The sequence below is a fragment of the Acetanaerobacterium sp. MSJ-12 genome (assembly GCF_018917875.1).
Lineage (GTDB): Bacteria > Bacillota > Clostridia > Oscillospirales > Ruminococcaceae > Bittarella > Bittarella massiliensis.
This window is the reverse complement of sequence record NZ_JAHLPK010000007.1, coordinates 53,389-75,138: the sequence shown is the minus strand read 5'-3', so window position 1 is coordinate 75,138 and position 21,750 is coordinate 53,389. Positions and strand designations below refer to the sequence as shown.

General features: G+C 63.7%; 20 protein-coding genes and 1 other annotated feature. Of the genes, 15 read left to right on the top strand and 5 right to left on the bottom strand.

The window, feature by feature from the left end:
• Position 1 precedes the first annotated feature (1 nt).
• The 6 genes from cas8c to KQI11_RS09080 all read left to right on the top strand — a co-directional run bounded on the left by cas8c (position 2) and on the right by KQI11_RS09080 (position 5,765).
• Positions 2-1,975, top strand: a complete 1,974-nt coding sequence (gene cas8c / locus KQI11_RS09105; protein ID WP_286172692.1) for a type I-C CRISPR-associated protein Cas8c/Csd1 — start codon at positions 2-4, stop codon at positions 1,973-1,975.
• Positions 1,976-1,995: 20 nt separating this feature from the next.
• Positions 1,996-2,841 carry a type I-C CRISPR-associated protein Cas7/Csd2 gene (cas7c, locus tag KQI11_RS09100; RefSeq protein WP_216401893.1) on the top strand — a complete coding sequence of 282 codons (846 nt, stop codon included), beginning with the start codon at positions 1,996-1,998 and terminating at the stop codon, positions 2,839-2,841.
• The gene (cas4, locus tag KQI11_RS09095; protein ID WP_216401892.1) at positions 2,831-3,496 is read left to right on the top strand and encodes a CRISPR-associated protein Cas4; all 666 of its coding nucleotides are present in this window, start codon (positions 2,831-2,833) and stop codon (positions 3,494-3,496) included. Before cas7c ends, cas4 begins: the two co-directional genes overlap by 11 nt.
• On the top strand, positions 3,493-4,524 hold the full coding sequence (gene cas1c, locus KQI11_RS09090; RefSeq protein WP_216401891.1) for a type I-C CRISPR-associated endonuclease Cas1c: 1,032 nt from the start codon (positions 3,493-3,495) through the stop codon (positions 4,522-4,524). The genes cas4 and cas1c overlap by 4 nt, the downstream gene beginning before the upstream one ends.
• 12 nt (positions 4,525-4,536) lie before the next feature.
• Positions 4,537-4,827, top strand: a complete 291-nt coding sequence (cas2, locus tag KQI11_RS09085; RefSeq protein ID WP_021659789.1) for a CRISPR-associated endonuclease Cas2 — start codon at positions 4,537-4,539, stop codon at positions 4,825-4,827.
• A 509-nt stretch (positions 4,828-5,336) separates the two neighbouring features.
• Entirely contained in the window at positions 5,337-5,765 is a 429-nt protein-coding gene (locus KQI11_RS09080; protein WP_353653959.1) for a putative ABC transporter permease, read from the top strand.
• A gap of 65 nt (positions 5,766-5,830) precedes the next feature.
• Here the strand turns inward: KQI11_RS09080 and KQI11_RS09075 are convergent, their stop codons facing one another.
• Positions 5,831-6,370: a hypothetical protein gene (locus KQI11_RS09075; RefSeq protein ID WP_185916275.1), complete on the bottom strand. Its 540-nt coding sequence runs from the start codon at positions 6,368-6,370 to the stop codon at positions 5,831-5,833.
• Between the two features lie 246 nt (positions 6,371-6,616).
• Between KQI11_RS09075 and KQI11_RS09070 the strand changes: the two genes are divergently transcribed.
• From KQI11_RS09070 to KQI11_RS09060, 3 genes are all read left to right on the top strand, one after another.
• Complete coding sequence (locus KQI11_RS09070; RefSeq protein ID WP_216401889.1) at positions 6,617-7,246, top strand: hypothetical protein; 630 nt, start codon at positions 6,617-6,619, stop codon at positions 7,244-7,246.
• Between the two features lie 408 nt (positions 7,247-7,654).
• Positions 7,655-8,437, top strand: a complete 783-nt coding sequence (zupT, locus tag KQI11_RS09065; protein WP_353653958.1) for a zinc transporter ZupT — start codon at positions 7,655-7,657, stop codon at positions 8,435-8,437.
• 78 nt (positions 8,438-8,515) lie between these two features.
• Positions 8,516-9,661, top strand: a complete 1,146-nt coding sequence (locus KQI11_RS09060; RefSeq protein ID WP_216401888.1) for a C45 family autoproteolytic acyltransferase/hydrolase — start codon at positions 8,516-8,518, stop codon at positions 9,659-9,661.
• Between the two features lie 54 nt (positions 9,662-9,715).
• On the opposite strand, the gene KQI11_RS09055 is transcribed toward KQI11_RS09060, so the two are convergent.
• From KQI11_RS09055 to KQI11_RS09040, 4 genes are all read right to left on the bottom strand, one after another.
• The gene (locus KQI11_RS09055; RefSeq protein ID WP_216401887.1) at positions 9,716-11,485 is read right to left on the bottom strand and encodes a Na/Pi cotransporter family protein; all 1,770 of its coding nucleotides are present in this window, start codon (positions 11,483-11,485) and stop codon (positions 9,716-9,718) included.
• Positions 11,486-11,828: 343 nt separating this feature from the next.
• Positions 11,829-12,698, bottom strand: a complete 870-nt coding sequence (locus tag KQI11_RS09050; protein WP_185916272.1) for a delta-lactam-biosynthetic de-N-acetylase — start codon at positions 12,696-12,698, stop codon at positions 11,829-11,831.
• 1,453 nt (positions 12,699-14,151) lie between these two features.
• On the bottom strand, positions 14,152-15,540 hold the full coding sequence (locus tag KQI11_RS09045; protein ID WP_216401886.1) for a Sapep family Mn(2+)-dependent dipeptidase: 1,389 nt from the start codon (positions 15,538-15,540) through the stop codon (positions 14,152-14,154).
• A 195-nt stretch (positions 15,541-15,735) separates the two neighbouring features.
• Positions 15,736-15,975, bottom strand: coding sequence for an SH3 domain-containing protein (locus KQI11_RS09040; RefSeq protein WP_021659802.1), 240 nt, complete (start codon positions 15,973-15,975; stop codon positions 15,736-15,738).
• A gap of 394 nt (positions 15,976-16,369) precedes the next feature.
• Here KQI11_RS09040 and KQI11_RS09035 point away from each other — a divergent pair, with 394 nt between their 5' ends.
• The 6 genes from KQI11_RS09035 (at position 16,370) to KQI11_RS09010 (ending at position 21,750) form a co-directional block, all read left to right on the top strand.
• Positions 16,370-16,753, top strand: a complete 384-nt coding sequence (locus tag KQI11_RS09035) for a Fur family transcriptional regulator (protein WP_021659804.1) — start codon at positions 16,370-16,372, stop codon at positions 16,751-16,753.
• A gap of 42 nt (positions 16,754-16,795) precedes the next feature.
• On the top strand, positions 16,796-17,329 hold the full coding sequence (rbr, locus tag KQI11_RS09030; RefSeq protein WP_021659805.1) for a rubrerythrin: 534 nt from the start codon (positions 16,796-16,798) through the stop codon (positions 17,327-17,329).
• Positions 17,330-17,469: 140 nt separating this feature from the next.
• Positions 17,470-18,270 (top strand): ZIP family metal transporter, encoded by an 801-nt coding sequence (locus tag KQI11_RS09025; protein ID WP_216401885.1) that lies wholly within the window; start codon positions 17,470-17,472, stop codon positions 18,268-18,270.
• Positions 18,271-18,395: 125 nt separating this feature from the next.
• Positions 18,396-19,016, top strand: coding sequence for a VanZ family protein (locus KQI11_RS09020; RefSeq protein WP_216401884.1), 621 nt, complete (start codon positions 18,396-18,398; stop codon positions 19,014-19,016).
• A gap of 127 nt (positions 19,017-19,143) precedes the next feature.
• A complete protein-coding gene (locus tag KQI11_RS09015) occupies positions 19,144-19,905 on the top strand; it encodes a GntR family transcriptional regulator (RefSeq protein WP_216401883.1) in 762 nt (253 codons plus the stop codon).
• A 75-nt stretch (positions 19,906-19,980) separates the two neighbouring features.
• Positions 19,981-20,237 (top strand) — a binding site (T-box leader).
• A gap of 100 nt (positions 20,238-20,337) precedes the next feature.
• The gene (locus KQI11_RS09010; protein ID WP_216401882.1) at positions 20,338-21,750 is read left to right on the top strand and encodes a hydroxymethylglutaryl-CoA lyase-like TIM-barrel protein; all 1,413 of its coding nucleotides are present in this window, start codon (positions 20,338-20,340) and stop codon (positions 21,748-21,750) included.

The following is a 21,750-nucleotide window of genomic DNA, read 5'->3' as shown; positions in this document are numbered from 1 at the left end:
GATGCAAAAACTCTGCGAGACCTATGACCGCTGTGCCGACCAGGTGGGGGTGGTGCAGGCGGGGCGGGTCCCCCTGCTCCCGGCCTATCACACCACCCAGCTGGCGCAGATCGAGCTGGTGCTCGACACCGAGGGGAACATCTGCCCCGGCCGCTCGTCGGTCATCGAGGGGAAGGGAGAACAGACCACCATCATCCCCTGCACCGAGTCCTCTGCCGGGCGCACCAGCGGGTTGGAACCCCACCCCCTCTTTGACAAACTGCAGTACCTGGCGGGCGATTTTGCCGCCTGTGTGCCGGGGAAGAAGAGCGGGTACGAGCTCTATATGGAGCAGCTGGACCGCTGGTGCGAAGACCCGGCCTGCCACCCTTTTGTCGTGGCGGTCTGGCAGTACTTAAAGAAGGGGCGGCTGATTGCCGATTTGGCGGCCGACGGCATTCTCTGGCTGGACGAGCAGGCCCATCTTCTGCAAAAGTGGGACGGCGCCAAGGAGGAGCTGCCCCCCATCTTCCGGGCCTGTACCGGCGGCAAGCAGATGGACGCCTTTGTCCGCTTCACCGTTCTCCCCGCCGACGGCAGCTTTTCGCCCGACAGCCGCCTCTGGGCCAGCGCGGCGGTCCGGCAGTGCTATATCGACTGGCAAAACCGCGCCCCGCAGGAGCGGGACATCTGCTTTGTCGCCGGCCGGGAGATGCCGGTCTCGGTGATGAGCCCCAAAAAGATCCGCAACCCCGGCGACGGGGCCAAACTGGTGTCCAGCAACGACGCGTCGGGCTTTACCTACCGCGGCCGCTTTCGAGACGCCCGAGAGGCCTTCTCCCTGGGGCGGGAGACCACCGAAAAGGCCCACAGCGCCCTGCGCTGGCTGATTTCTCGCCAGGGCTACAAAAACGGCGACCAGGTGGTGCTCACCTGGCGGGACAGCGGCGGCAAATTGCCCTCGGTCTGTGCAGACAGCATGGACGTTGTGGGCGAGGTGCCTGAGCCGCCTTCCCGCCGGGTGGATACGGGTGATTGGTGGGCCGCGCAGCTCAACCGCGCCCTGGCCGGGTACAGCGGGGTGCCGGACGGAGGGGAGCGCGCCATGATCTTGGGCCTCGATTCGGCCACCCCCGGCCGCCTCTCCGTCTTTTACTACCGGGAGATGCCGGCGGAGGACTTTTTGGAGCGCATCCGGCGGTGGCACACCAGTTGCACCTGGCTGCACCGCTACCGCAGCCGCCCGACAGGGGAACTGGACAAGAAGGGGAAGCCCAAATACGAGCCAGCGACCTTTGTCGGCGCTCCCTCCTCAATTGACATTGTCGAGACAGCCTACGGGCGCAATGTGGACGACAAGTTGAGAAAGAGCGCGCTGGAGCGACTGCTCCCCTGCATCATCGAGGGCGCCCAGCTGCCGTCCGACCTGGTGCACTGCGTTGCCCGCAGAGCGTCCAACCCCATCGCGATGGAGGGGTGGGAGGCCGGAAAGACCCTCAGCATCGCCTGCGCCCTCATTCGCAAGCTGAAAAACGACCGGATAAACGGTTGGAATACGACCGGTGAATACAAGGAGGAATGGACCATGGCACTGGACACCCAAAAGACCGACCGCAGCTATCTCTTTGGTCGGCTGCTGGCCTACGCCCGCCAGATCGAGAGCCGCGCCCTCTTTTTGATGGAGGAAAAGCGCGCCACCAACGCCGAGCGGCTGCAGCAGGCCTTTGCCTCGCACCCCCGGCGCACCTGGAAAATCATCGACGGCCAGCTCAAACCCTATCTGCTGCGCTACAAGGGACAGACCTTTGAATACGAAAAGGGCATCTTTCAAATCATCGACATGTTTGAAGAGGGCGACTTCAACGACGAGCCGCTGGACGAGACCTATCTGCTGGGATACAGCAGCCAGATGAACCACTTTATCCAGACCAGCAAGAAGAGCGGCAAAAGCGAGGAAAAATCGCCCGCCGAGAGCCAGTCGGAAGACAAACAGTAAAAAAGAGGAGGATATTTGAGATGAGCGCTCTGAACAACAAAATCGACTTTGCGGTGATCCTTTCGGTGACCAACGCCAACCCCAACGGCGACCCCCTCAACGGCAACCGCCCCCGCATCAACTACGACGGCCACGGGGAGATTTCCGACGTCTGTATCAAGCGGAAGATCCGCAACCGGCTGATGGATATGGGGGAGCCCGTTTTTGTCCAGTCCGACGACCGCCGGAACGACGGGTACAAGAGCTTGCAGGACCGCGCCAAGGGCTGCGAGGCGGTGCAGAAGGCCGCCAAGGACAAAGACGCCTATGCCAAGGCGGCCTGCGAGGCCTGGACCGACGTCCGCAGCTTTGGTCAGGTCTTCGCCTTCAAAGGGGAAGACGTGTCGGTAGGGGTGCGGGGCCCGGTTTCGGTGCATCCGGCCATCAGCGTTGACCCGGTGGACCTTGTGAGCATTCAGATCACCAAGAGCGTCAACAGCGTCACCGAGAGCAAGAAGTCCTCGGACACCATGGGGATGAAGCACCGGGTGCCCTTTGGCCTCTACATCTTCTACGGCAGCATCAACTGTCAGCTGGCAGAGAAGACCGGCTTTAGCCGGGAGGACGCGGACAAGATCAAAGAGGCCCTTCGCACCCTCTTTGAAAACGACGCCTCTTCGGCCCGCCCCGACGGCAGCATGGAAGTCTGTAAACTCTACTGGTGGGAGCACGGCTGCAAGTGCGGACAGCACTCCTCGGCCAAGGTGCACCACAGCCTCCACGTGCAGAAAAAGGAAGGGGTCGACATCCCCCACTCCTTTGCCGACTATGTGGTGACCCTGGACCCGCTCGCCGACTTGGAGCCCGAGATCTGCGATGGAATATAGGGAGGAGGAATACCTCCAGCTCTCCGGCCTGCAGCACTTCGCCTTCTGCCGCCGCCAGTGGGCGCTGGCCTATATCGAGATGCAGTGGGCCGAGAACCTGCGCACCGTCGAGGGGGAGATCCTCCACGAAAAGGCGCACGACCCCTTCGGGGCTGAGAAGCGGGGGGACCTGCTGATCTCCCGGGGGATGGCGGTCTCCTCCCGGCGGCTAGGGATATCGGGAAACTGCGACGTGGTGGAATTTCACCGCGACCCCGGCGGCGTCTCCCTCTTTGGCAGGGAGGGGCTCTGGCTGCCGGTGCCGGTGGAGTACAAGCGAGGCCGCCCCAAGGAGGGGGAGGCCGACGAGCTGCAGCTCTGCGCCCAGGCCGTCTGTCTAGAGGAAATGTTGGCCTGTCCGGCCATTCCCAAAGCCTATCTCTACTACGGAGAGACGGCCCGCCGCCACACAGTTGAGCTGAACGACGCCCTTCGCCAGCGGGTCGAGGAGCTGTTGACAGAGATGCACGACCTGGCCCGCCGCCAGCACACCCCCAAGGGGAGGTGGAGCAAGGGCTGCAATGCCTGTTCCCTCAAAAACATCTGTCTGCCCCGCCTCTGCAAAGAGCCGTCGGCAGTCGAATACATCCGCGAGCGGCTGGAGGAATGCCCATGAGGATCCTGCAAAATACCCTCTATGTGACCTCTCCCGACGCCTATCTGGCGCTGGAGGGCGAGAACATCGTCGTCTCCAAGGGAAAGACGCAGGTGGGGCGGGTGCCCCTGCACAACTTGGAAGGGGTGGTGGCCTTTGGCTACACCGGGGCCAGCCCAGCCCTGATGGGGGCCTGCGCCCAACGGGGGATCGCCCTCACCTTTCTCACCGCCCACGGCCGCTTTTTGGCGCGGGTGGAGGGGGTGGAGCGGGGCAATGTCGTGCTGCGCAAGACCCAGTACCGGGCCTCCGACAGCGAGGTGGCCAGCGCCGATATCGCCCGCGCCATCTTGACGGGAAAGCTCTACAACAGCCGCTGGGTGCTGGAGAGGGCCCTCCGCGATCACGCCCTCCGCCTTGACGCCGAGGAGATCCGCGCCGCCTCACAGGAAATAGCCGAGCGGCTGAAACAGCTGCAGACAGCCGGCAATCTGGACGCTCTGCGGGGCATCGAAGGGGAGGCGGCCAGACGGTATTTTTCGGCGCTGGACCAGCTGATCTTGCAGCAAAAAGAGACCTTCTTTTTCAGGGAGAGGAGCCGCCGCCCGCCCACCGACCCCTTTAACGCGCTGCTCTCCTTTGTCTACACCCTGCTCTCCCATGATGTCGCCGCCGCCCTGCAGATGGCGGGACTTGACCCCTATGTGGGCTTTTTGCACCGCGACCGGCCGGGCCGCCTTTCCCTGGCACTGGATTTGATGGAGGAGTTGCGCCCCATTTTGGCGGACCGCTTTGTTTTGACCCTCGTCAACAACCGACAGGTGGGGGAAAGGGGATTTGCCCGCAAGGAAAACGGGGCGGTCCTGATGGACGACGACACGCGAAAGACGGTCCTCGCCGCCTGGCAAAAGAAGAAACAAGAGATGATCACCCACCCCTTTTTGGGGGAGAAGTTGGAGTGGGGCTTGGTCCCCTACGCCCAGTCCCTGTTGCTCGCCCGATTTTTGCGGGGAGATTTGGATGGCTATCCGCCCTTTTTGTGGAAGTGAGGGGGAGAGGGAGTGCTTTTGCTCATCACCTATGACGTCAACACCGAGACGCCGGAGGGGAGACGGCGCCTGCGCCGGGTGGCCAAGGCCTGTGTTGACTGCGGCCAGCGGGTCCAGAACTCCGTTTTCGAGTGCGTGGTGGATGCGGCCCAGAGCAGGGCCCTTCGCCACCGCCTAGAACAGATCATCGACCCGGAGAGGGACAGCCTGCGCTTTTACAATCTGGGGAACCGCTATCAGAACAAGGTGGAGCACATCGGTGCCAAACCGGGCTTTGACGTGACAGAACCGCTGATATTCTAGCGGTGCGAAGGCCAAGCGCACAGCATTTTCCAGAGGGGGTTCGCACCTGCGCTGAAGCAGCTGCGGCCCCCTTTTTACAGATTGAATTGCAAAAAAAGCGAAAAATTCCTTTGGGCTTTGGCCATTTGGGAGAAGATAGAGAGAGAAGGCCGACGGCACAGGGCAATTTTGCCCAAATCGCCCCCTCGCGGGGCGCGGATTGAAATAATCGCGCCGGCGCTGGCGCACAGACAATCTCCAGAAAATCGCCCCCTCGCGGGGCGCAATCGAAACTTGATTTGCGGTGTCGGCAGCGTTTGAATCGCCTCCCCATAAGCGCGAATGCGCCCTCTCCAATGACCGTTCTAAGCCATCTGTCAGCCAAACCAAATTTTCCAAACAATGGGACTTTGAAGGCCTGCCCACCCGCCTTTTCCCTGTCCGGTCCCCAACACTATCCAGCCATAATCCCCGCCCTTTCGCCAATACTAATCCCGTTGAAATTTGTGACAGACGGGAAGTGGTTTTGGGTGAAACGAGCGGGGGAATCGGCGGCGGTCTTCGCCATCGGCTGTGTGGGGTACGGCGCCATCGAGGTGCTCTGGCGGGGGTATACCCACTGGACCATGGTGCTCACCGGGGGCACCTGTTTTTCCATCCTCTACGCCGTCAACGGCAAGCACCCCGCCATGCCCCTCTGGAAAAAGTGCCTGGTGGGGGATGCAGTCATCACCGGCATTGAATTTTGCGTGGGCTGCGTGGTCAACCGCTGGCTGCACTGGAATGTGTGGGACTACTCCCAGCTGGCGGGCAATCTCCTGGGGCAGATCTGTCCCCTCTACTCCTTTCTCTGGTACCTGCTCTCCGCCCCCATCGCCTGGCTGGCGGCAGGGCTGCGGCGCAAGATCAAGGGGCAGCAGGGCCTTTTGCAGCCGCTGCGACGACTGCTCCACCCCTAGTAAGTAAACAAACAAAAACGAGCCCCTGCGCCACATCTGGCACAGGGGCTCGTTTTGATTCGGTCTTAGAGGGCGTTTTTCAGCCCGCAGCTGTAGATGGAGGCGATGTCCCCGGCGCACTGGCTCACGTCCACCCGGTAGCCCTCGCCCTCCTTGGTCAGCTTGAGGACGATCTTCCACTTGGTCTCTTTGCCGCCCTTTTCCAGCTGCTTGACGATGTTCTGGGCGATGTCGTCCTCGCTCAGATCGCCGCCTTCCAAGCTGGCGGCCAGCTGCTCTTCCGAGGCCTTTTGAAACTCCTCGGTCAGGTCGACAAAGGTGGCCCCCACGGTGACGGTGTAGCCCGAAGCGTCGTCGCCGGTGGACTCCAAAATGTCAAACTTGGCCTCGGCGCGGCGCTTGGCCACCACGTCGGCGCAGTAGCTCAAGTCGATCTCCCCCTGGTCGTAGCCGTCGGCCGCGGCCATGGTCGCCGCGTCCCCCTTTGCCACTGCCTCCATATAGGCGATGGCCGCCTTGTCCTGGGGCGCTTTGGGGCCGCCACAACCCGCCAGCAGGCAGAGGCTCAGCAGCGCAGTGGCGCACAGGGCAAACCGCTTTTTCATCATTCGTGTCTCCTCCGTTTCCGCAGCGCGCCGGCCGTTCTGCCGGGAGTTCGCGCCGCTGTCGCAAAAATGCGCGAAATGTAGCGAAATAGCAAATACATCTTAACATGGGCGGCGCTTCATTGCAACAAAAGCCCCTTGTTTTATGGGGAAAGATGGATTATTATAGAGGTGGCGCACCGCCCGGCGCGCCGCATTACTGCAAAGCTACTGTAAATCGAGCTGTGCATTTTTGGAGGTACTCAAATGGCAGAATTCATGTCGTACGACCCCTGGAAGAACATCACCAGCAGAAACGGGATCCCCGGTGACGAACTGGTCTCCGCCCTGCAGAAGTCCATCCGCCGCGGCAAAGAGGAGATCGCTGTGGACGTGGCTTACGAGATGTACATCACCAGCGAGCAGTTCGAGGACAAGATGTGGCGCCGCCTGATGGCCATGTCCGTCGAGGACGTGGGCTTTGGCGACACCAACGCCCCGGTGGTGGTCTACACCCTCAACAAGATCCGGCAGGAGTTCCCCTACAACGACGGGGATCGCCCCCTCTTCTTCATGCACGCCATCCGCTTCCTCTGCTCCCGCAGCAAAGAGCGCTCCACCGACTGCCTGAAAAACATCACCATCAAAAAATTCGACCGCGGCTACAAGCTCGAGATCCCCGACTACGCCTACGACATGCACACCGACAAGGGCCGCGCCATGGGCCGCGACATCATCCACTTCCTCGAGTCCTCCAGCAAGGTCGAGCCGGTGATGGAGGGGTACGACGACACCTACCGCCAGAGACTCATCAAAATGATCCACGAAGAGCTGGAGCAGGGCGACGACCTGCCCCACGACCCGGACGCCTTCGTGTACAGCGTCTGGCAGTTCTAGGCGCAAACCGGCACAGCACAGACCGCTTTTTGAGGGGGCCGCACCGCAGGGGTGCGGCCCCTTTTTTTGTGGCTTTCGCGTTCCAAAGCCCCATTTTTACCGGGGGAGACAACGTGCTTTTCTCGTAAAAATTCTTGAAAGGAAAGGCGTTGAAGGCGTGAGAAGCAGAAAAAGCAGGCTTTGGAGTGATAGATGACACGAAACGGGCTCCTGGATTGCCGGTAGCAGTGAGTGCAGCGCAATCAAAAAATTTCGACGCCCTTTGGGGGAGGAGTCCGCATGACGCCCGTTTAAGGCCGGTGCAGACCCTCTGTTTCCCCGGCGGTTTTGTCCCCTCGCCCCTCTTCCCGCATGGCCCCGGTGCGCGGCGCATATCCATGTGTGGAAAAAGAGGGGAGGGGTTGCCCGGTGGACAGCGGCGTTTTACAGGCCCTGGCCCTCTCCAGCGCGGCGGGTCTCTCCACCGCGCTGGGGGCGCTGGCGGTCTTTTTGGGCAGGCGGGGAAGCGACACCCCCATGGCGGCGGCCCTGGGCTTTGCCGCCGGGGTGATGGCCGGCGTCAGCCTCTGGGACCTCTTTCCCGAAGCCATCTCCCTACTGGCCGGGGCGCTGGGCCGCAGGCGGGGCTTCTGGCTCCTCTTCACCTCCTTTTTGGCGGGCATCGCCCTCACCTTTGCCATTGACCGGCTGGTCCCCGACCGGCCGGCCGCGGGGAAAGGGGCGCCCGGCGTCGCCCCGGGGAAGCGGAGTCTCTTTCACCTGGGGCTGGTCTCGATGCTGGCCATCTTGCTGCACAACCTCCCCGAGGGGATGGCCACCTTTATGGCCGGCTACCAGGACGCGGGGCTGGGCCTCTCGGTGGCCCTGGCCATCGCCCTGCACAACATCCCCGAAGGGGTCACGGTGGCGGTGCCCATCTACCAGTCCACCGGCAGCCGCGCCCGCGCCTTTGGCTGCGCCCTTCTCTCCGGCCTCTCCGAGCCGGTGGGGGCCCTTCTGGCCTGGCTGGTGCTGGGCCCCTTTCTCTCGCCGACCCTGCTGGGGGCGGTCTTCTCCCTGGTCTGCGGGGTGATGCTCTTCATCGCCGTGGAGGAGCTGATCCCCGCCTCCTGGGGGTTCGGACGCTACCGCCTCACCCTCCTCTCTATCGGGGCGGGGCTGGCGATCTCCTGGCTGGGCACCCGGCTCTAAATGGGGCGGCCCCGATCCCCCCTTGCCAAACATTTTTTATTCTGTTAAAGTGGAAAAAACGATTGGGGGAAAATGCCGGTGAAGAGAAGCGTCTTGTTTGGCAGCCTTGTGGCCGAGGGGAGCCGCTACCAGGTGGGGCAGGCCTATGCCGCCCAGCTGCGGCAAAACCCCCTCCTGCGGCAAATCAACCTCCTGCCGGAGGGGGAGGAGGTCACCGGCCCCGCCCTGCGGGCGAAAATGCGGCTGCTGGAGGCGGCGATCCCCGGGCTGGGGGAGGAGATCGCCGGCACCAGCGAGGCCCTGGGCATCCGCCCCGGCCGGCTGGCCATCTTTTCCGACCGCTGCTGTCAGCCCGGCCGCTGCAGCCAGATCGCCGCCCTCCCCGCCATCACCCGGGACGGGCACCTCTACCTGGCCCGCAGCTACGAGTACGGGTTTGCGGACGAGCTCTGCCTCTGCGTCACCCGGGCGGCGGGCAGCCCGGCCCAGGCGGGGTTCTCCCTCCTCCTCTTTGGGCGGATGGACGGGATGAACGACCGGGGACTCTGCGTCACCATGTCCACCTGTTCCTTCCTGCAGCCGGCCGAGGGGGAGGGGCTCTGGTTCCCCGTGGTCCTGCGGGCCCTGCTGGAGCGCTGTGCCACGGTGGCCGAGGCCAGCGACCTGCTGGCCCAGCTCCCCCTGCGCACCAACGACGTCTTTTTGCTGGCCGACCGCGGCGGCCGCGCCCGGGTGGCGGAGATGGCCAGTGTCGGCGGCGCGCACCATCTCTCCTTCCGCGACAGCGAGCGGTGGCTGGTGGCCACCAACCACTATCAAAACGAGGAGATGCGCCCCTTTGACAACCACCGGGGCCGCCACTCGGTCCGGCGCTGGAAGATCGCCCGCCGCGCCCTGGAGGAGGGGGCGGGCCGGCTGGACGAGGCCGCCCTCAAGGCCCTGCTGGAGCGCCCCATGCCCGGCGGGGTCGCCTGCCCCTACTATCAAGATGGGCTGGGCACCCTCCGCTCCATGCTCTTTGACGTCACCGCCGGCCGCCTGGAGGTCTGCTTCGGCGCCCCCACCGGGGCGGGGTGGACCCCGGTCTCCCTGCAAGCTGCTCGCGAAAACCGGACCTTTTCGGTGGAGGTGGAGAGCTGTGCCCCCCAGGACCCGGCCTCCTTCTGGACCTTTCTCCCCCCGGGGGACGAGGACGAGGGCGACGACTGGCAGAGCGCTTATTGAATCAAAAAAGAGCCGCCCCGGCCGGGGCGGCTCTTTTTATCGGTTTGCGTTCGGTCAGTGGACCGAGTACTTCTCGCTGTACTCCTGGTAGAGGCGGTTGTACTCCTCCTCCCGCCCGTCGTGCAGGGTCTGGCGGTACTGGTGGGCGTCGAAATCGCCCTTCTGCTCCCCCTCGTACCCCACCACATAGGCGGCGATGTTGGAGCAGTGGTCGGCGATCCGCTCCAGGTTAGTCAAGATCTCCAGGAAGATGACCCCCGCGTCGATGGAGCAGGTGCCCTGTTTCAGCCGCTCGATGTGCTGGGCCTTCAGCTCGTCTTTGATTTGGTCGATGGTCTCTTCCAGCGGCTCGATTTCCCGGGCGACCGCCACGTCCCGGTCCCGGAAGGCGGCGACCGCCTTGCCCAAGATCTCGCCGATGGCCTTGTCCAGGGTGATCAGCTCCCTCTTGGCCATGTCCGAGAGGACGACCTTCTTGTCGGCGATCTCCCCGCCCCGCTCCAACACGTTGATGGCGTAGTCGCCGATGCGCTCGAACTCGGTCACCAGCCAGAACATCTCGGACACCTGGCGGCTCTCCTGGTCGCTCAGGGGCTGGTTGGTCAGCTTTAACAGGTAGCGGGAGAGGGTGACCTCCATCTTGTCGATGGCGGCCTCGTACTCGGCAATGTTGTCGGCGGTCTTCTGGTCGTAGCTGAACAGCTGGGAGACCATCTTCGAGCAGTTTTTCTGCCCGTATTCCCCCATCTTCAGCACCACGCTGCGGGCCTGCTCAATGGCCAGCCCCGGCGAGGCCAGCAGCCGCTCGTCCAGCAGCGGCACCTCGGGGGTGAGGTCCTCCTCCCCCTTTTTGGAGCGGATGGACATCTCGGCCAGCTTGCCCAGCCCCTTGTAAAAGGGGACCAGCAGCACGGTGGTGCAGATGTTGAAGACGGTGTGGAAGTTGGCGATGTCGGCCCGGGTGATGGCCTCGTTCCAGAACCCGAAACCCACCAGGTGCTGCACCGCGTAGATGGCGGTGAGGAAGACCGCGGTGCCGATGACGTTGAAGTAGAGGTGGACCGCCGCCGCCCGCTTGGCGTTTTTGTTGGCGCCGATGGAGGCCAGGATGGCGGTGATGCAGGTGCCGATGTTCTGCCCCATGATGATGGGGATGGCGGTGGAGTAGCGCAGCTGCCCGGTGGAGGAGACGGCCTGCAAAATGCCCACCGAGGCCGAGGAGGACTGGATGACCGCCGTGAGGATGGTCCCCGCCAGCACCCCGAGGATGGGGTTGGAGAGGGCGATGAGGATGTCGGCGAACTGGGGCAGGTCCCGCAGGGGGGCCATGGCGTTTTCCATCGACTGCATCCCGATGAAGAGGATGCCGAAGCCCATCAGGATCTGGCCCAGGTTTTTCTGCTTGTTGCCCTGCAAGAACATGAAGAAGACGATGCCGATGGCCGCCATCATCGGCGCCAGGGCGGTGGGCTTGACCAGCTGCAGGAAGAAGTTGGAGGAGCTGATGTCCCCCAGGGCCAGGATCTGGGCGGTGATGGTGGTGCCGATGTTGGCCCCCATGATGATGCCGATGGCCCGGTCCAGCTTGAGGATGCCCGAGTTGACCAGCCCCACCACAATGACGGTGGTGGCCGAGGAGGACTGGATGACCGCCGTGATCAGCGCCCCCAGCAGCACGCTCTTGAAGATGTTGGAGGTCATCTTGGTGAGGATGATCTCCAGCTTGGAGCCGGCCAGCTTCTCCAGCCCCGACCCCATGATGTTCATTCCGTAGAGAAACATGGCCAGCCCGCCGGCCAGCGAGAGAAAGTTGAAGAAATTCATGTCGTTCCCCCAAAACACAAGAATTGGTCCGCCGCCTCGCCCCTCTGCCCGCCCCTAAAAGGCGAGCGCCGCGGGAAAAGGCCGCTCCTTTTGTCGGCGCTTTTTGCCAGGGCCAGTATAACAGTTCTTTATGGGCACTTTAATATTATTTTGCAAAGCTAATATTTTTCGATGTTTTGTCCAAAATATCTTTTCAGACACTCCGTGTTATCCACTTAAAGCGACAAGAAAATAGCCAAAAAAAGGAATTGCTCCTTGGAGGGGAACGGCCCGATTTACAGAGACTTTACAAAAAAGGCAGGCGGCCGGTCGCCCCGGCCGCCTGCCAGTTTAGAGGGCGGCGTCACATGGTCTGAAAGGTGTAGCCCTGGGAGAGGGCGTAGTCGATGAAGTCGCCGAGGATGGCGGTGTTGGTGCTGGAGACCGAGTGCAGCAGGAAGATGGCCCCGGGATGGAGGTTCTTTTTCAGCTTCTCCAGGCTCTCGGCCTTGTCCGGCTGGGCCTCGGGCACCCAGTCCTTGTAGGCGTAGGACCAGAAGATGGACTTGTAGCCGTAGTCGCGCACCACAGCCAGCATCCGCTCGGAGTACTCGCCCATGGGGAAGCGAAAGACCTTCATGTCATAGCCAAAGGTGTCCTTGACGTACTGGTGCATAAAGTCGATGTCGGCGTTGGCCTCGCTCACCGAGAGGGTGGGGAAGGACTTGTGCTTTTGGGAGTGGTTGCCCAGGGTGTGCCCCTCGGCGACCATCCGCCGGCAGAGGTCAGGGGCCTCTTTACAGTAGTCGTAGGTCAAAAAGAAGGTGGCGGGCACCTGCTTTTCCTTGAGGGTGTCGAGGATCTTGCCGGTGTAGCCGTTTTCGTACCCCTGGTCAAAGGTCAGGTAGATGACCTTGTCCTCCGGGCCGATGAAGGCGGCGTTGTACTCGTCCCCCAGCTTCTGCTGGGTCTCCACGGCGGCCACCGGGCGGTTTTTGTCGTCCATCTCCCGCCCCTGCCCCCAGCCGATCTTGTTGTTTTTCAGGCTGTCGTAGTCGGTTTTGGAGGCGGTGGTCCCGGCGTTGGCGGCAAAGGCGCTGCCGCGGGAGGTGTCGTCCCCGTCCTGATTTTTGGTGATGGAGGAGGTGCTCCCGATCCCGCCGGTGTCGTTGGTGCAGCCTGCCATCGAGAGACAGATGGCCAGGCAGAGAGCCAGTGCGGCGCATTTTTTCATACTCGTCTGTCCTTTCCGGGTGCGGCCCGCCAGCGGGCTGCATCGCTTGCAAAATAGGGTTGCGAAGATTAGTGTTGCGGCTTTTGCAGGGGATATGCGCCCCGGCGCTCCTGCGGGGGGAAGTGGCAAAACTGGCAGAAATTTGCCCTTCAAAGGGGACAAAATAGAAAACAAATTGTCGTTTTTAATTCAAAAAATACGATTTGTATACAAAGAGGGCAGCCGAGACGGGGGATCGGCGGTGGGGGAAGGGGGCATTCCTCTCCCCCTTTTTGTCCCGGCAGGAACCGGATATCGTCCACTCCTCTTTTCCCTCTGCGCCGTGCGGCCGATACGCCCCAAACGGTTTTCCTCTGCCAACAGAGCCAGGCGGCTACCCAGCCCCTTTTTTCTCTGCGCCGGTGTGGCCGGTTTGCCGCCCGGCCGGTTTCTCTGTGACGGCGGGGCGGAACACGCACTCCCCTTTTCTTTTGACGGGCGAGCGGGGGCTTGCCCGCTCTCGCCTCGTCTTTGCGCCGGCAGGGAAGGCCGCCGCCTGTTTTTCCATCGTGCCGATGGGGGTGTCGCCCGCCTCTTTCCCAGCTTGGTGGATAAAACTGCCATTTCCCCCCTTCTTCCCCACCCGTCGGTCGGCCAGGGGCCATCCCTCTGCTTTTTCCCGCTGACGGGGTAGGTTGCTGCCCGCCTCTCCCCTCTTCGCGTCGGCAGTGAAAGCGCCGCCCGCTTTTTTCTCCCTGTGCCAGTAGAACAGAGATGCCGCTCGCTCTTCCGCTGCCTCTGTAGGACAGGACTCCCCACCCCCGCCCCTGCGCACCAGTGAAGGCTGGGATGCATCCCGTTCCCGTCCTTCTGGCGCAGTGTGGCAGGGCACTCCAGCGCACCAGCAGAGCCGGAACGCGTTCAGCCTATCTCTTCCCGCCCCGGGGGACGGGGCGCCTCTGTGCACCAGTGTAGCCGGAACGCGCCCGGTCCACCTCTTCCCGGCGCAGGGGGAGGTCTCCGGCTACCTTTCCCCTGCGGCGGTAGGGGGGGAGTTGCCCATCCCCACCAGCTACATGAAAAGGGAAGTGCCTTTACAGGATGCCGCCGCAGAGGGACAGCGCCCCAAAGGCAGTTGGCCGGTGAAAGAAAGCAGTGGTGGCGGGGAGAGGTCAAGGCCGTCCCTGCCACCCCTTTCCAAGCTCCCTCCTTCCCCGCTGCCTTCAGGGAAGGGGGGTCCGTCTGCGGGAGGGCCCATCCCTTGCCACCCCCCTAGAGGCCCGGTGTTGCGCCCCTTTCTCGGCCCACCGCCTGCGATCGTTTGGCCCGGGTGGGCCGCTGTCCGCCCCTTTTCCTTTGCCCCTCCAGCCCGCAGCCCCTTTGCCCCCACATGGGCCCCGTTGGGGGAGAAAAAAAGAGCCCCGGCCCCCACAGAGGGGGCGCGGAGCTCTTTTAAAACGGCTCGGTCGGCCTTTTAGAGAACTTTGTCCAGTTCCAACAGGGTCTCGATGTAGAGGCCCAGGGCCTTTTGCAGGGTGGCGATGGGCATCACCTCATCGGGCTGGTGGGGGGCGCCGAACCCCTCGGGCAGGGAGGCGTCGTCCCCGACAAAGGAGGGGCCGTAGGTCAGCCCCAGGGGGAAGTAGCGGGCGTAGGTGGCCCCGTAAATCACATAGGGCTCGCACTGCTCGCCAGTGACCCGGTCGTAGCAGTCGCAGAGGGTGCGCACCCCCGGGTGGTCGGGGTCGATGTAGTGGGGTGGGTCAAAGAGGGGGAGGAAGAGCTCCCCGTCGATGTCGTCGCAGCAGAGCTCGATGCCCGCCTTCAGCGCCTCGGCGTCGATGGCCATCGGCCAGCGGATGTTGAAGCCGATCAGGTAGCGCTCCTCCTTCTTGTTGAGGGTGCCACAGATGCAGGTCAGCTTTTTGAAGACCTCCTCCTCGCAGGCGACGCCGAACCCCTCGCCGTAGATGGTGGAGGAGAGGTCCCAGCACAGTTCCAGCACCTCTCGCTCGTAGCCGTCCACCACGTCGTTGTCCAGCAGGTAGCGCACCGCCTTGGCGATGGCGTTGTCCCCCTTTTCGGGGGTGGAGGCGTGGGCCGAGCGGCCGAAGGCGTCGAGGATGGTCTGGCCGTTCTCCTCCCGCACCAGCAGCTCGCCGTCGTCCACCGGGGGCAGCCCCGCCCGGTCGATGACCACGTGGGCCTTGTCGGGCACCACGTTGGAGGCGACCCCCGCCTCAAAGACGACGATGGGGCTGTTGTCGATGGGCCGGGAGATGATGTCCCCCTCGCACAGCCCCTTCTCGCCGATGCAGACCGGGAAGGTGCCGTCGGGCACCAGGGTCATTTTGGGGGCGGTGCGGTGTTTCAGGTAGTAGGGCATGTCGGTCATCCCCGTCTCCTCGTCACAGCCGAGGATCAAATCCACCCGGTGCTTGAGGGGGAGGCCGCTCTCCTGCAAAAACTTCATGGCGTAGAGGGCCATGGCCGCCGCGCCCTTGTTGTCGTTGACCCCGCGGCCGTAGACCCGGCCGTCCTTCTCCACCATGTCAAAGGGGTCGTGGCTCCAGCCGGAACCGGGGGGCACCACGTCCAGGTGACAGGCAATGCCGATGGACCCCTCGGCCGAGCTGCCGTAGCTGAGGACCCCGCAGTGATAGTCCACATTGTCGGCGGAGAGGCCCAGCTCTTTCCCCCGAGCCAGCATGTAGTCCAGGGCCTTGGCGCAGTCCTCCAGGTAGGGGTAGCGCCCGCTGACGGGCACCACCGGCGCCATGGAGGGGATGGCCACCAGGCGGCGCAGGTCCTCCAGCATGGCGGGGGTGTTCTCCTCGATAAAGCGCTGAATTTGTTCCTTCATCTGCTCACCACTTTTCTGCGCCCAGGGCGCAATTTTTTTTGCCGGCCGTTCGGGCCGGTCGCCAAAGGGGGCGGTACCTGCCGCCCGGAGGCGGCTGCCGCCGCTCCGGGGGCCGACCGCCCCCCTTGGGAGACCGGGTGGATGGAGCCGCCCGGCCAGGCTTGTATCTTCATTGATAACTTTGCCGGGCAGTGTCTACTCGGCTTTCAGGGTCACGTCCGATTTTACCTTTGCCAGGAAGTCCTCGTCCTCGCTGATGACCGTCATCGGCTCGGACATGTTGAAAGAGCAGAGACCGAAGAAGCCCAGGGGGGATACCACCGGCGATCTCCACTGGCCCTGTTCGACGGCAACCTCGTCTTTGGCGGCGGAAGCCAGCTCGTACAGACGGACCGCTTTTGCCAGGTCATCGATTTTTACACTCACTTTTGCCATAGGTTGATACCTCCATTTTTGCTCTGCTGCAGATTAGATGGGCCGCTCTGACCCTATCCTCACATATTATACCATATTGCCGCCCAGTTGCAACGGCCTGCACAAAAAAAGGCGAAGATGGCAGGGGATGTCCCTCTTTTTACCCATTTTCGGCGGCCGGCTTCCAAAATATGCATCTGATTTTGGAAAAATATTTACAAATCACCTGTGTGTCCGCGGGGGATTTGTGATATACTGAAAGCGTAGCAGTGAGCCGCGGCAAACCCGCCTTTTTTCTGCCGATGGGGCGGTGTGAATTAAATTGGATAATAATAGTTGACTTTCTTTTTCCCCTCTGGTATACTGGTGTCAGAAAATAGGAATGATTCCTGTTATCACTTGAAGGGAAAGAGAGGTGAGCTGCTTGAAGTACTCCAGACAGAGGGAGCTGGTGCTGGCGGAAGTCAAGTCCAGCCGGGAGCACCCCACGGCGGACATGGTCTACGCCGCCCTCAAGGCCGACAACCCCAGCCTCAGTCTGGGCACGGTCTACCGCAACCTGAACCTGCTGGCCCAGATGGGCCAGATCCACAAAATCGGCATGCCGGAGGGGAGCGACCGCTTTGACGGCCGCACCGACGAACACTATCACATGCTCTGCCAGAAGTGCGGCCGGGTATACGATGTGCAGCTGGACACCCTCTCCGAGTTGGACGGACAGATCCAGTCCCAAACAGGCTTTCTGGTGCACTCCCATGACCTGATCGTCAGGGGCGTCTGCCGGGCCTGTCAGCAATAAAAATCCCTGTGAGGGGAAATTTAAAAAGTGAGGTAATGAAACATGAACCTGAAGGGCACCAAGACCGAAGCCAACCTGCAAACCGCATTTGCCGGTGAGTCCCAGGCCAGAAACAAATACACCTACTACGCCTCTAAAGCCAAGAAAGAGGGATACGAGCAGATCGCCGCCCTCTTCCTGGAGACCGCCAACAACGAGAAAGAGCACGCCAAGATCTGGTTCAAGCTCCTCGACGGCATCGGCGACACCGCCGCCAACCTGGCCGACGCGGCCGCCGGCGAGAACTACGAGTGGACCGACATGTACGCCACCTTCGCCAAAGAGGCCAAGGAGGAGGGCTTTGACCACATCGCCTACCTGTTCGAGGCCGTGGGCGAGATCGAGAAGGAGCACGAGGCCCGCTACCGCAAGCTGCTGGCCAACGTGGAGGGCGGCGCCGTCTTCATCAAGGGCGAGAAGGTCATGTGGCAGTGCGCCAACTGCGGCCACATCGTCATCGGCGAGAAGGCCCCCGATGTCTGCCCGGTCTGCTCGCACCCCAAGGCCTACTTCCAGATCAAGGCCGAAAACTACTAAAAACGGCGAAACGGCCCCAAGCGGGCCGCGGGGCGGGTGCCGCACACCGGCGAGAGCGGGTGGGCAGCACCCGTTTTTTGCCCCATTTGGCCGGGCGGGACCCCCGCCCGGCCCGCCGAGGAGAGAGGAGGGGGCTTTTGATGTCCCATTTGGCAAGCGACCCGGTGGCCCTGGCGGCCCTGGGCACCGGCTTTACCTTTTTGTGCACCGCCCTGGGGGCGGCGGTGGTCTTTTTTGTCAGGCGGGAGCTGAGTCCCAAGCTGGGGCTGGGCTTTCTCGGCTTTGCCTCCGGGGTGATGATGGCGGCCTCGGTCTGGTCGCTGCTCATCCCCGCCATCGAGATGGCCGAGGAGCAGGGGAAGACCGGCTGGGTCCCCGCCCTGGGCGGCTTTGTGCTGGGGGGCGCCTTCCTCTTTTTGCTCGACCGGCTGCTGCCCCACCTCCACCTGGGGGCGAAAGAGCCCGAGGGGCCCAAGAGCTCCTTCAAGCGCACCACCATGCTGGTCTTTGCCGTCACCCTCCACAACGTGCCCGAGGGGATGGCGGTGGGCCTGGCCTTTGCCCTGGCCGCCACCGGCGAGCCCGGGGCCCTGACGGCCGCCTTTGCCCTGGCCCTGGGGATGGGGCTGCAAAACTTCCCCGAGGGGGCCGCCATCTCCCTGCCGCTGCACCGGGAGGGGCTGGGCCGGGGGAAGGCCTTCTTCTACGGCGCGGCCAGCGGCTTTGTCGAGCCGGTGGCCGGGCTGATCGGGGTGCTGCTGGCCAGCACCGTCTCGGGCATCATGCCCTGGATGCTGGCCTTTGCCGCCGGGGCCATGATCTACGTGGTGGTGGAGGAGCTCATCCCCCAGAGCCAGGAGGGGGAGCACGGCCACGCCGGCACCTTTGGCGCCATGGCCGGTTTTGCCCTGATGATGGTACTGGACGTGGCGCTGGGTTAGGAGTATAATACCCTTGCGCGGGGGCGGGGCGCTCGGTCGCCCCGCCCCCGCCCCTTTGCAGCAAAATTGGCCGGGCCCGCCGCGGGCGCGCCCGCTCGACGATATTTTTATAGAGGAACTTTGCCATGCCGGTGATCACGCCGCTGGGCAGCTATCTGCCCGGCTTTCTCTCCCTCACCCCGCTGGGGGGCGCCGCCCTGGGGGCGCTGGCCTTTCTCTTCTGCCGCCGCTTCACCCGCTGCGGGCGGGAGGTGGGCGGGGGCCGCCTCCTGCTGCTGGCCCTGCTCTTTCTCTGGGCGGGGGTGGTCTTCTCCCTCACCATCCCCATCGCCTTTCCCAGCCAGTGGCATCCGGGGGCCAACGTCCGGTACGTGCTGGCAAGCATCCAGTACCGGCCGCTGGAATCCTCCCTCCTCATCTACAAAAACTGCGCCTCCATCCAGAACTACTGGCCCTTTCTGCGGCTGGTGGTGGGCAACTTTTTCCTCCTCGCCCCCTTTGGGGTGCTGCTGCCGGCCCTCTGGCCCCGCCGCTGGAAGCTGGGGCGGGTGGCGCTGCTGGCGGGGGGGATCTCCCTGGGCATCGAGGGCAGCCAGCTGCTGATCAACCTGCTTTGCGGCTCTCTGGTGCGCACCGTGGAGATCGACGATTTGATCCTCAACCTCTCGGGCTGCGTGGCCTGCTACCTGCTCTTTGCCCTCTGCCGCGCCCTCTGGCGCAGGTGCCGAAAAAAGGCCGCCCGGTGATCCCCTCTCCCGCCCCCTGGGGGCGGGAGATTTGCTTTTTGGCGCGATTTGTGAGAAGATGGGGACAGAAAAACGAGGGCCGCCCGCCCCATAGAAGGGGCCCCGCCGCCCGCAGAGGAGGGAACTTATGCCGTCTCAACCGCCCGTCGACAAGAGCGCCCCCATCCCCCTGTACTACCAGGTGGCCTGCGACCTGAAGAGCCGCATCCAGCAGGGGGAGTGGAAGCCCAACGAAAAGATCCCCTCGGAGCACCAGCTGACCGAGTACTACGGCGTCAGCCGCATCTCCTTGCGGCAGGCCCTGGCCGAACTGGAAAAGGACGGCATCCTTCTAAAAAAGCGGGGGAAGGGGACCTTCCTCACCGACCGGCCCACCCCCGACTTGCAGCCCATGAAGTACATGCTCACCTCCTCCCTGCGCTTTAAAAACCAGCGCGAGCGGATGGAGGTGGAGGTGCTCGACAGCGGCCTGCGGGACGCCGGTTCCTTCCCCAACCTGCCGCAGGAGTTCGGGCTGCAGGGCCGGGTGGTCTACTACAAGCGCCTCTTCTTCTCCGGCGGGGTGCCCCTGGCCCTGGCCCGCTCCTGGATCCCGGCCGCCCTCGTCCCGGGGATGGAGGGAAAGACCCTCCCCCGGGGGCGGATCGTCCGGCTGCTGGAGGGGGAGTACGGCCTCTCCCCCTACCGGGTGGCCGACTCGCTGGAGATCATCCGCCCCACCCACACCGACGCCCAGGACCTGCAGATCACCCGCGACAGCCCCCTCATCTTTGTCAAGGGCATCTCCTACCTGAAGGGGGAGACGCCGCTGGAGTACTCCTCCACCCTCTGGGTGGCCGACCGGGTCCGCTTTCAGATGGAGAACCGGGCGGAGTGGATGGAGGGCTGACGCCCTGACCCGCAAAAATGGGTCTTGACAAATGGGCCCGGGGGGAGTATGTTGATAGCACATCCCCAAAAACAGTGAAATGCTTTGACGGAATTATGCCTGGACCAGAGCGCTCCAGAGAGCCGGCGGGTGGTGCGAGCCGGTGCCGAAGGTCCCTGTGCAGTCTGCCTCCCGAGCAGAGCTCCTGAACCCCATTGAGTAGGGAGCTCCGGTTTCCCCGTTACAGGATAGGGACTTGTTGGAGTCCCGAACAAGAGGGACTGCCCCCGCTGCGCGCCAGCGGTCGGGCGGTAACCAGGGTGGTACCGCGGAAGAGAGTTTTCGCCCCTGAAGCCAGTTGGCTTCAGGGGCTTTTTTGATTGTCTCCGCCCCCCATCGCCCCGCAGAGCAACAAAGTAGAAGCAGACCAGAGAAGAGAAGGAGAGGAAAGCGATGCGCAACTTGCAATTTGCCGACGTGACCCTGCGAATGACCGGAGCCCGGCCCGAGGGGGCCCCCAGCTTCAAAGAGAAGATCGAGATCGCCAAGCTGCTGGACCGGCTGGCGGTGCCGGTGATCGAGACGCCCCCCATCACCGACGCCCAGGTGGACGCCCTGGTGGTCAAAACCATCGCCAACCTGGCCGAGACGGCGGCCGTCAGCGTGCCGGTGGGGCTCACAGAAGAGGGGGTCGCCCGCGCCTGGGAGGCCGTCAAGGGGGCAAAGCGCCCCCGGCTGCAGGTGATCGTCCCCACCAGCCCGGTGCAGATGGAGTACGGCTGCCACAAAAAGCCCCCCATGGTGCTGGAGATGATCGCCGCCCTGGTGACGGCCTGCCGGGCCCGCTGCGCCGAGGTGGAGTTTGTGGCCGACGACGCCACCAGGGCCGAGCCCGCCTTCCTGCGCCGGGCGATCGCCGCCGCCGCGGCCGCCGGGGCCTCGGTCATCACCCTCTGCGACGCCGCGGGCGCCAGCCTGCCCGAGGAGTTTGCCGCCTTCTTCTCCGCCGTCCGGGCCGAGGTGCCCGAGGCCGCCGGCTGTGCCTGGGGGGTGCAGTGCAGCGACGGGCTGAAGATGGCCCTGGCCTGCGCGGTGGCCGCCATCCGCGCCGGGGCGGACGAGGTGAAGGTCACCGCGGACGGCGGCGACTGCCCGGCGCTGGACGCCCTGTCCCAGATCGTCCGCTCCCGGGGGGACGCCTGCGGGGTCTACTCCGACCTGCGGGTCACCGAGCTGCAGCGGGCGGTCTCCCAGATCCGCTGGATGACCGAGCCCGGCCGCAGCGCCAGCTCCCCCTTTGACGGCAACCGAGCGGCCGCCGCCCCCGCGGGGGGCGAGCTGGGCGCCCACGACGACCGGGAGAGCGTCGCCCGCGCGGTGCGCCAGTTGGGCTACGACCTCTCCGAGGAGGACATGGCCAAGGTCTACGAGGCCTTTGTCAAGATCGCCGAGAAAAAGACCGTCAGCCCCAAGGAGCTGGACGTCATCGTCGCCAGCAACGCCCTGCAGGTGCCCCCCTCCTACCAATTGCAGAGCTACCTCATCAACTCGGGCAACGTCATCACCCCTATCGCCCACCTGAAACTGGAGAGGGAGGGGGAGACCCTGCAGGGCATCTGCGCCGGGGACGGTCCCATCGACGCGGCCTTCCTGGCCATCGAGCAGGCCGTCGGCCACCACTACGAGCTGGACGACTACCAGATCCAGGCCGTGACCGAAGGGCGGGAGGCCATGGGCGCCGCCCTCATCCGGCTGCGCTCCGGCGGCAAGCTCTACTCCGGCCAGGGGATCTCCACCGACGTCATCGGCGCCAGCATCCAGGCCTACTTGAACGCCCTCAACAAGATCGTCTACGAGGAGATGTGA

What these genes read in the sequence shown, in the direction of transcription:
- cas8c (WP_286172692.1), top strand. Translation starts at nt 2, where the DNA reads ATGCAAAAACTCTGCGAGACCTATGACCGCTGTGCCGACCAGGTGGGG.
- cas7c (WP_216401893.1), top strand. Translation starts at nt 1,996, where the DNA reads ATGAGCGCTCTGAACAACAAAATCGACTTTGCGGTGATCCTTTCGGTG.
- cas4 (WP_216401892.1), top strand. Translation starts at nt 2,831, where the DNA reads ATGGAATATAGGGAGGAGGAATACCTCCAGCTCTCCGGCCTGCAGCAC.
- cas1c (WP_216401891.1), top strand. Translation starts at nt 3,493, where the DNA reads ATGAGGATCCTGCAAAATACCCTCTATGTGACCTCTCCCGACGCCTAT.
- KQI11_RS09075 (WP_185916275.1), bottom strand. Translation starts at nt 6,370, where the DNA reads ATGAAAAAGCGGTTTGCCCTGTGCGCCACTGCGCTGCTGAGCCTCTGC.
- KQI11_RS09070 (WP_216401889.1), top strand. Translation starts at nt 6,617, where the DNA reads ATGGCAGAATTCATGTCGTACGACCCCTGGAAGAACATCACCAGCAGA.
- KQI11_RS09055 (WP_216401887.1), bottom strand. Translation starts at nt 11,485, where the DNA reads ATGAATTTCTTCAACTTTCTCTCGCTGGCCGGCGGGCTGGCCATGTTT.
- KQI11_RS09050 (WP_185916272.1), bottom strand. Translation starts at nt 12,698, where the DNA reads ATGAAAAAATGCGCCGCACTGGCTCTCTGCCTGGCCATCTGTCTCTCG.
- KQI11_RS09045 (WP_216401886.1), bottom strand. Translation starts at nt 15,540, where the DNA reads ATGAAGGAACAAATTCAGCGCTTTATCGAGGAGAACACCCCCGCCATG.
- KQI11_RS09040 (WP_021659802.1), bottom strand. Translation starts at nt 15,975, where the DNA reads ATGGCAAAAGTGAGTGTAAAAATCGATGACCTGGCAAAAGCGGTCCGT.
- rbr (WP_021659805.1), top strand. Translation starts at nt 16,796, where the DNA reads ATGAACCTGAAGGGCACCAAGACCGAAGCCAACCTGCAAACCGCATTT.
- KQI11_RS09025 (WP_216401885.1), top strand. Translation starts at nt 17,470, where the DNA reads ATGTCCCATTTGGCAAGCGACCCGGTGGCCCTGGCGGCCCTGGGCACC.
- KQI11_RS09020 (WP_216401884.1), top strand. Translation starts at nt 18,396, where the DNA reads ATGCCGGTGATCACGCCGCTGGGCAGCTATCTGCCCGGCTTTCTCTCC.
- KQI11_RS09015 (WP_216401883.1), top strand. Translation starts at nt 19,144, where the DNA reads ATGCCGTCTCAACCGCCCGTCGACAAGAGCGCCCCCATCCCCCTGTAC.
- KQI11_RS09010 (WP_216401882.1), top strand. Translation starts at nt 20,338, where the DNA reads ATGCGCAACTTGCAATTTGCCGACGTGACCCTGCGAATGACCGGAGCC.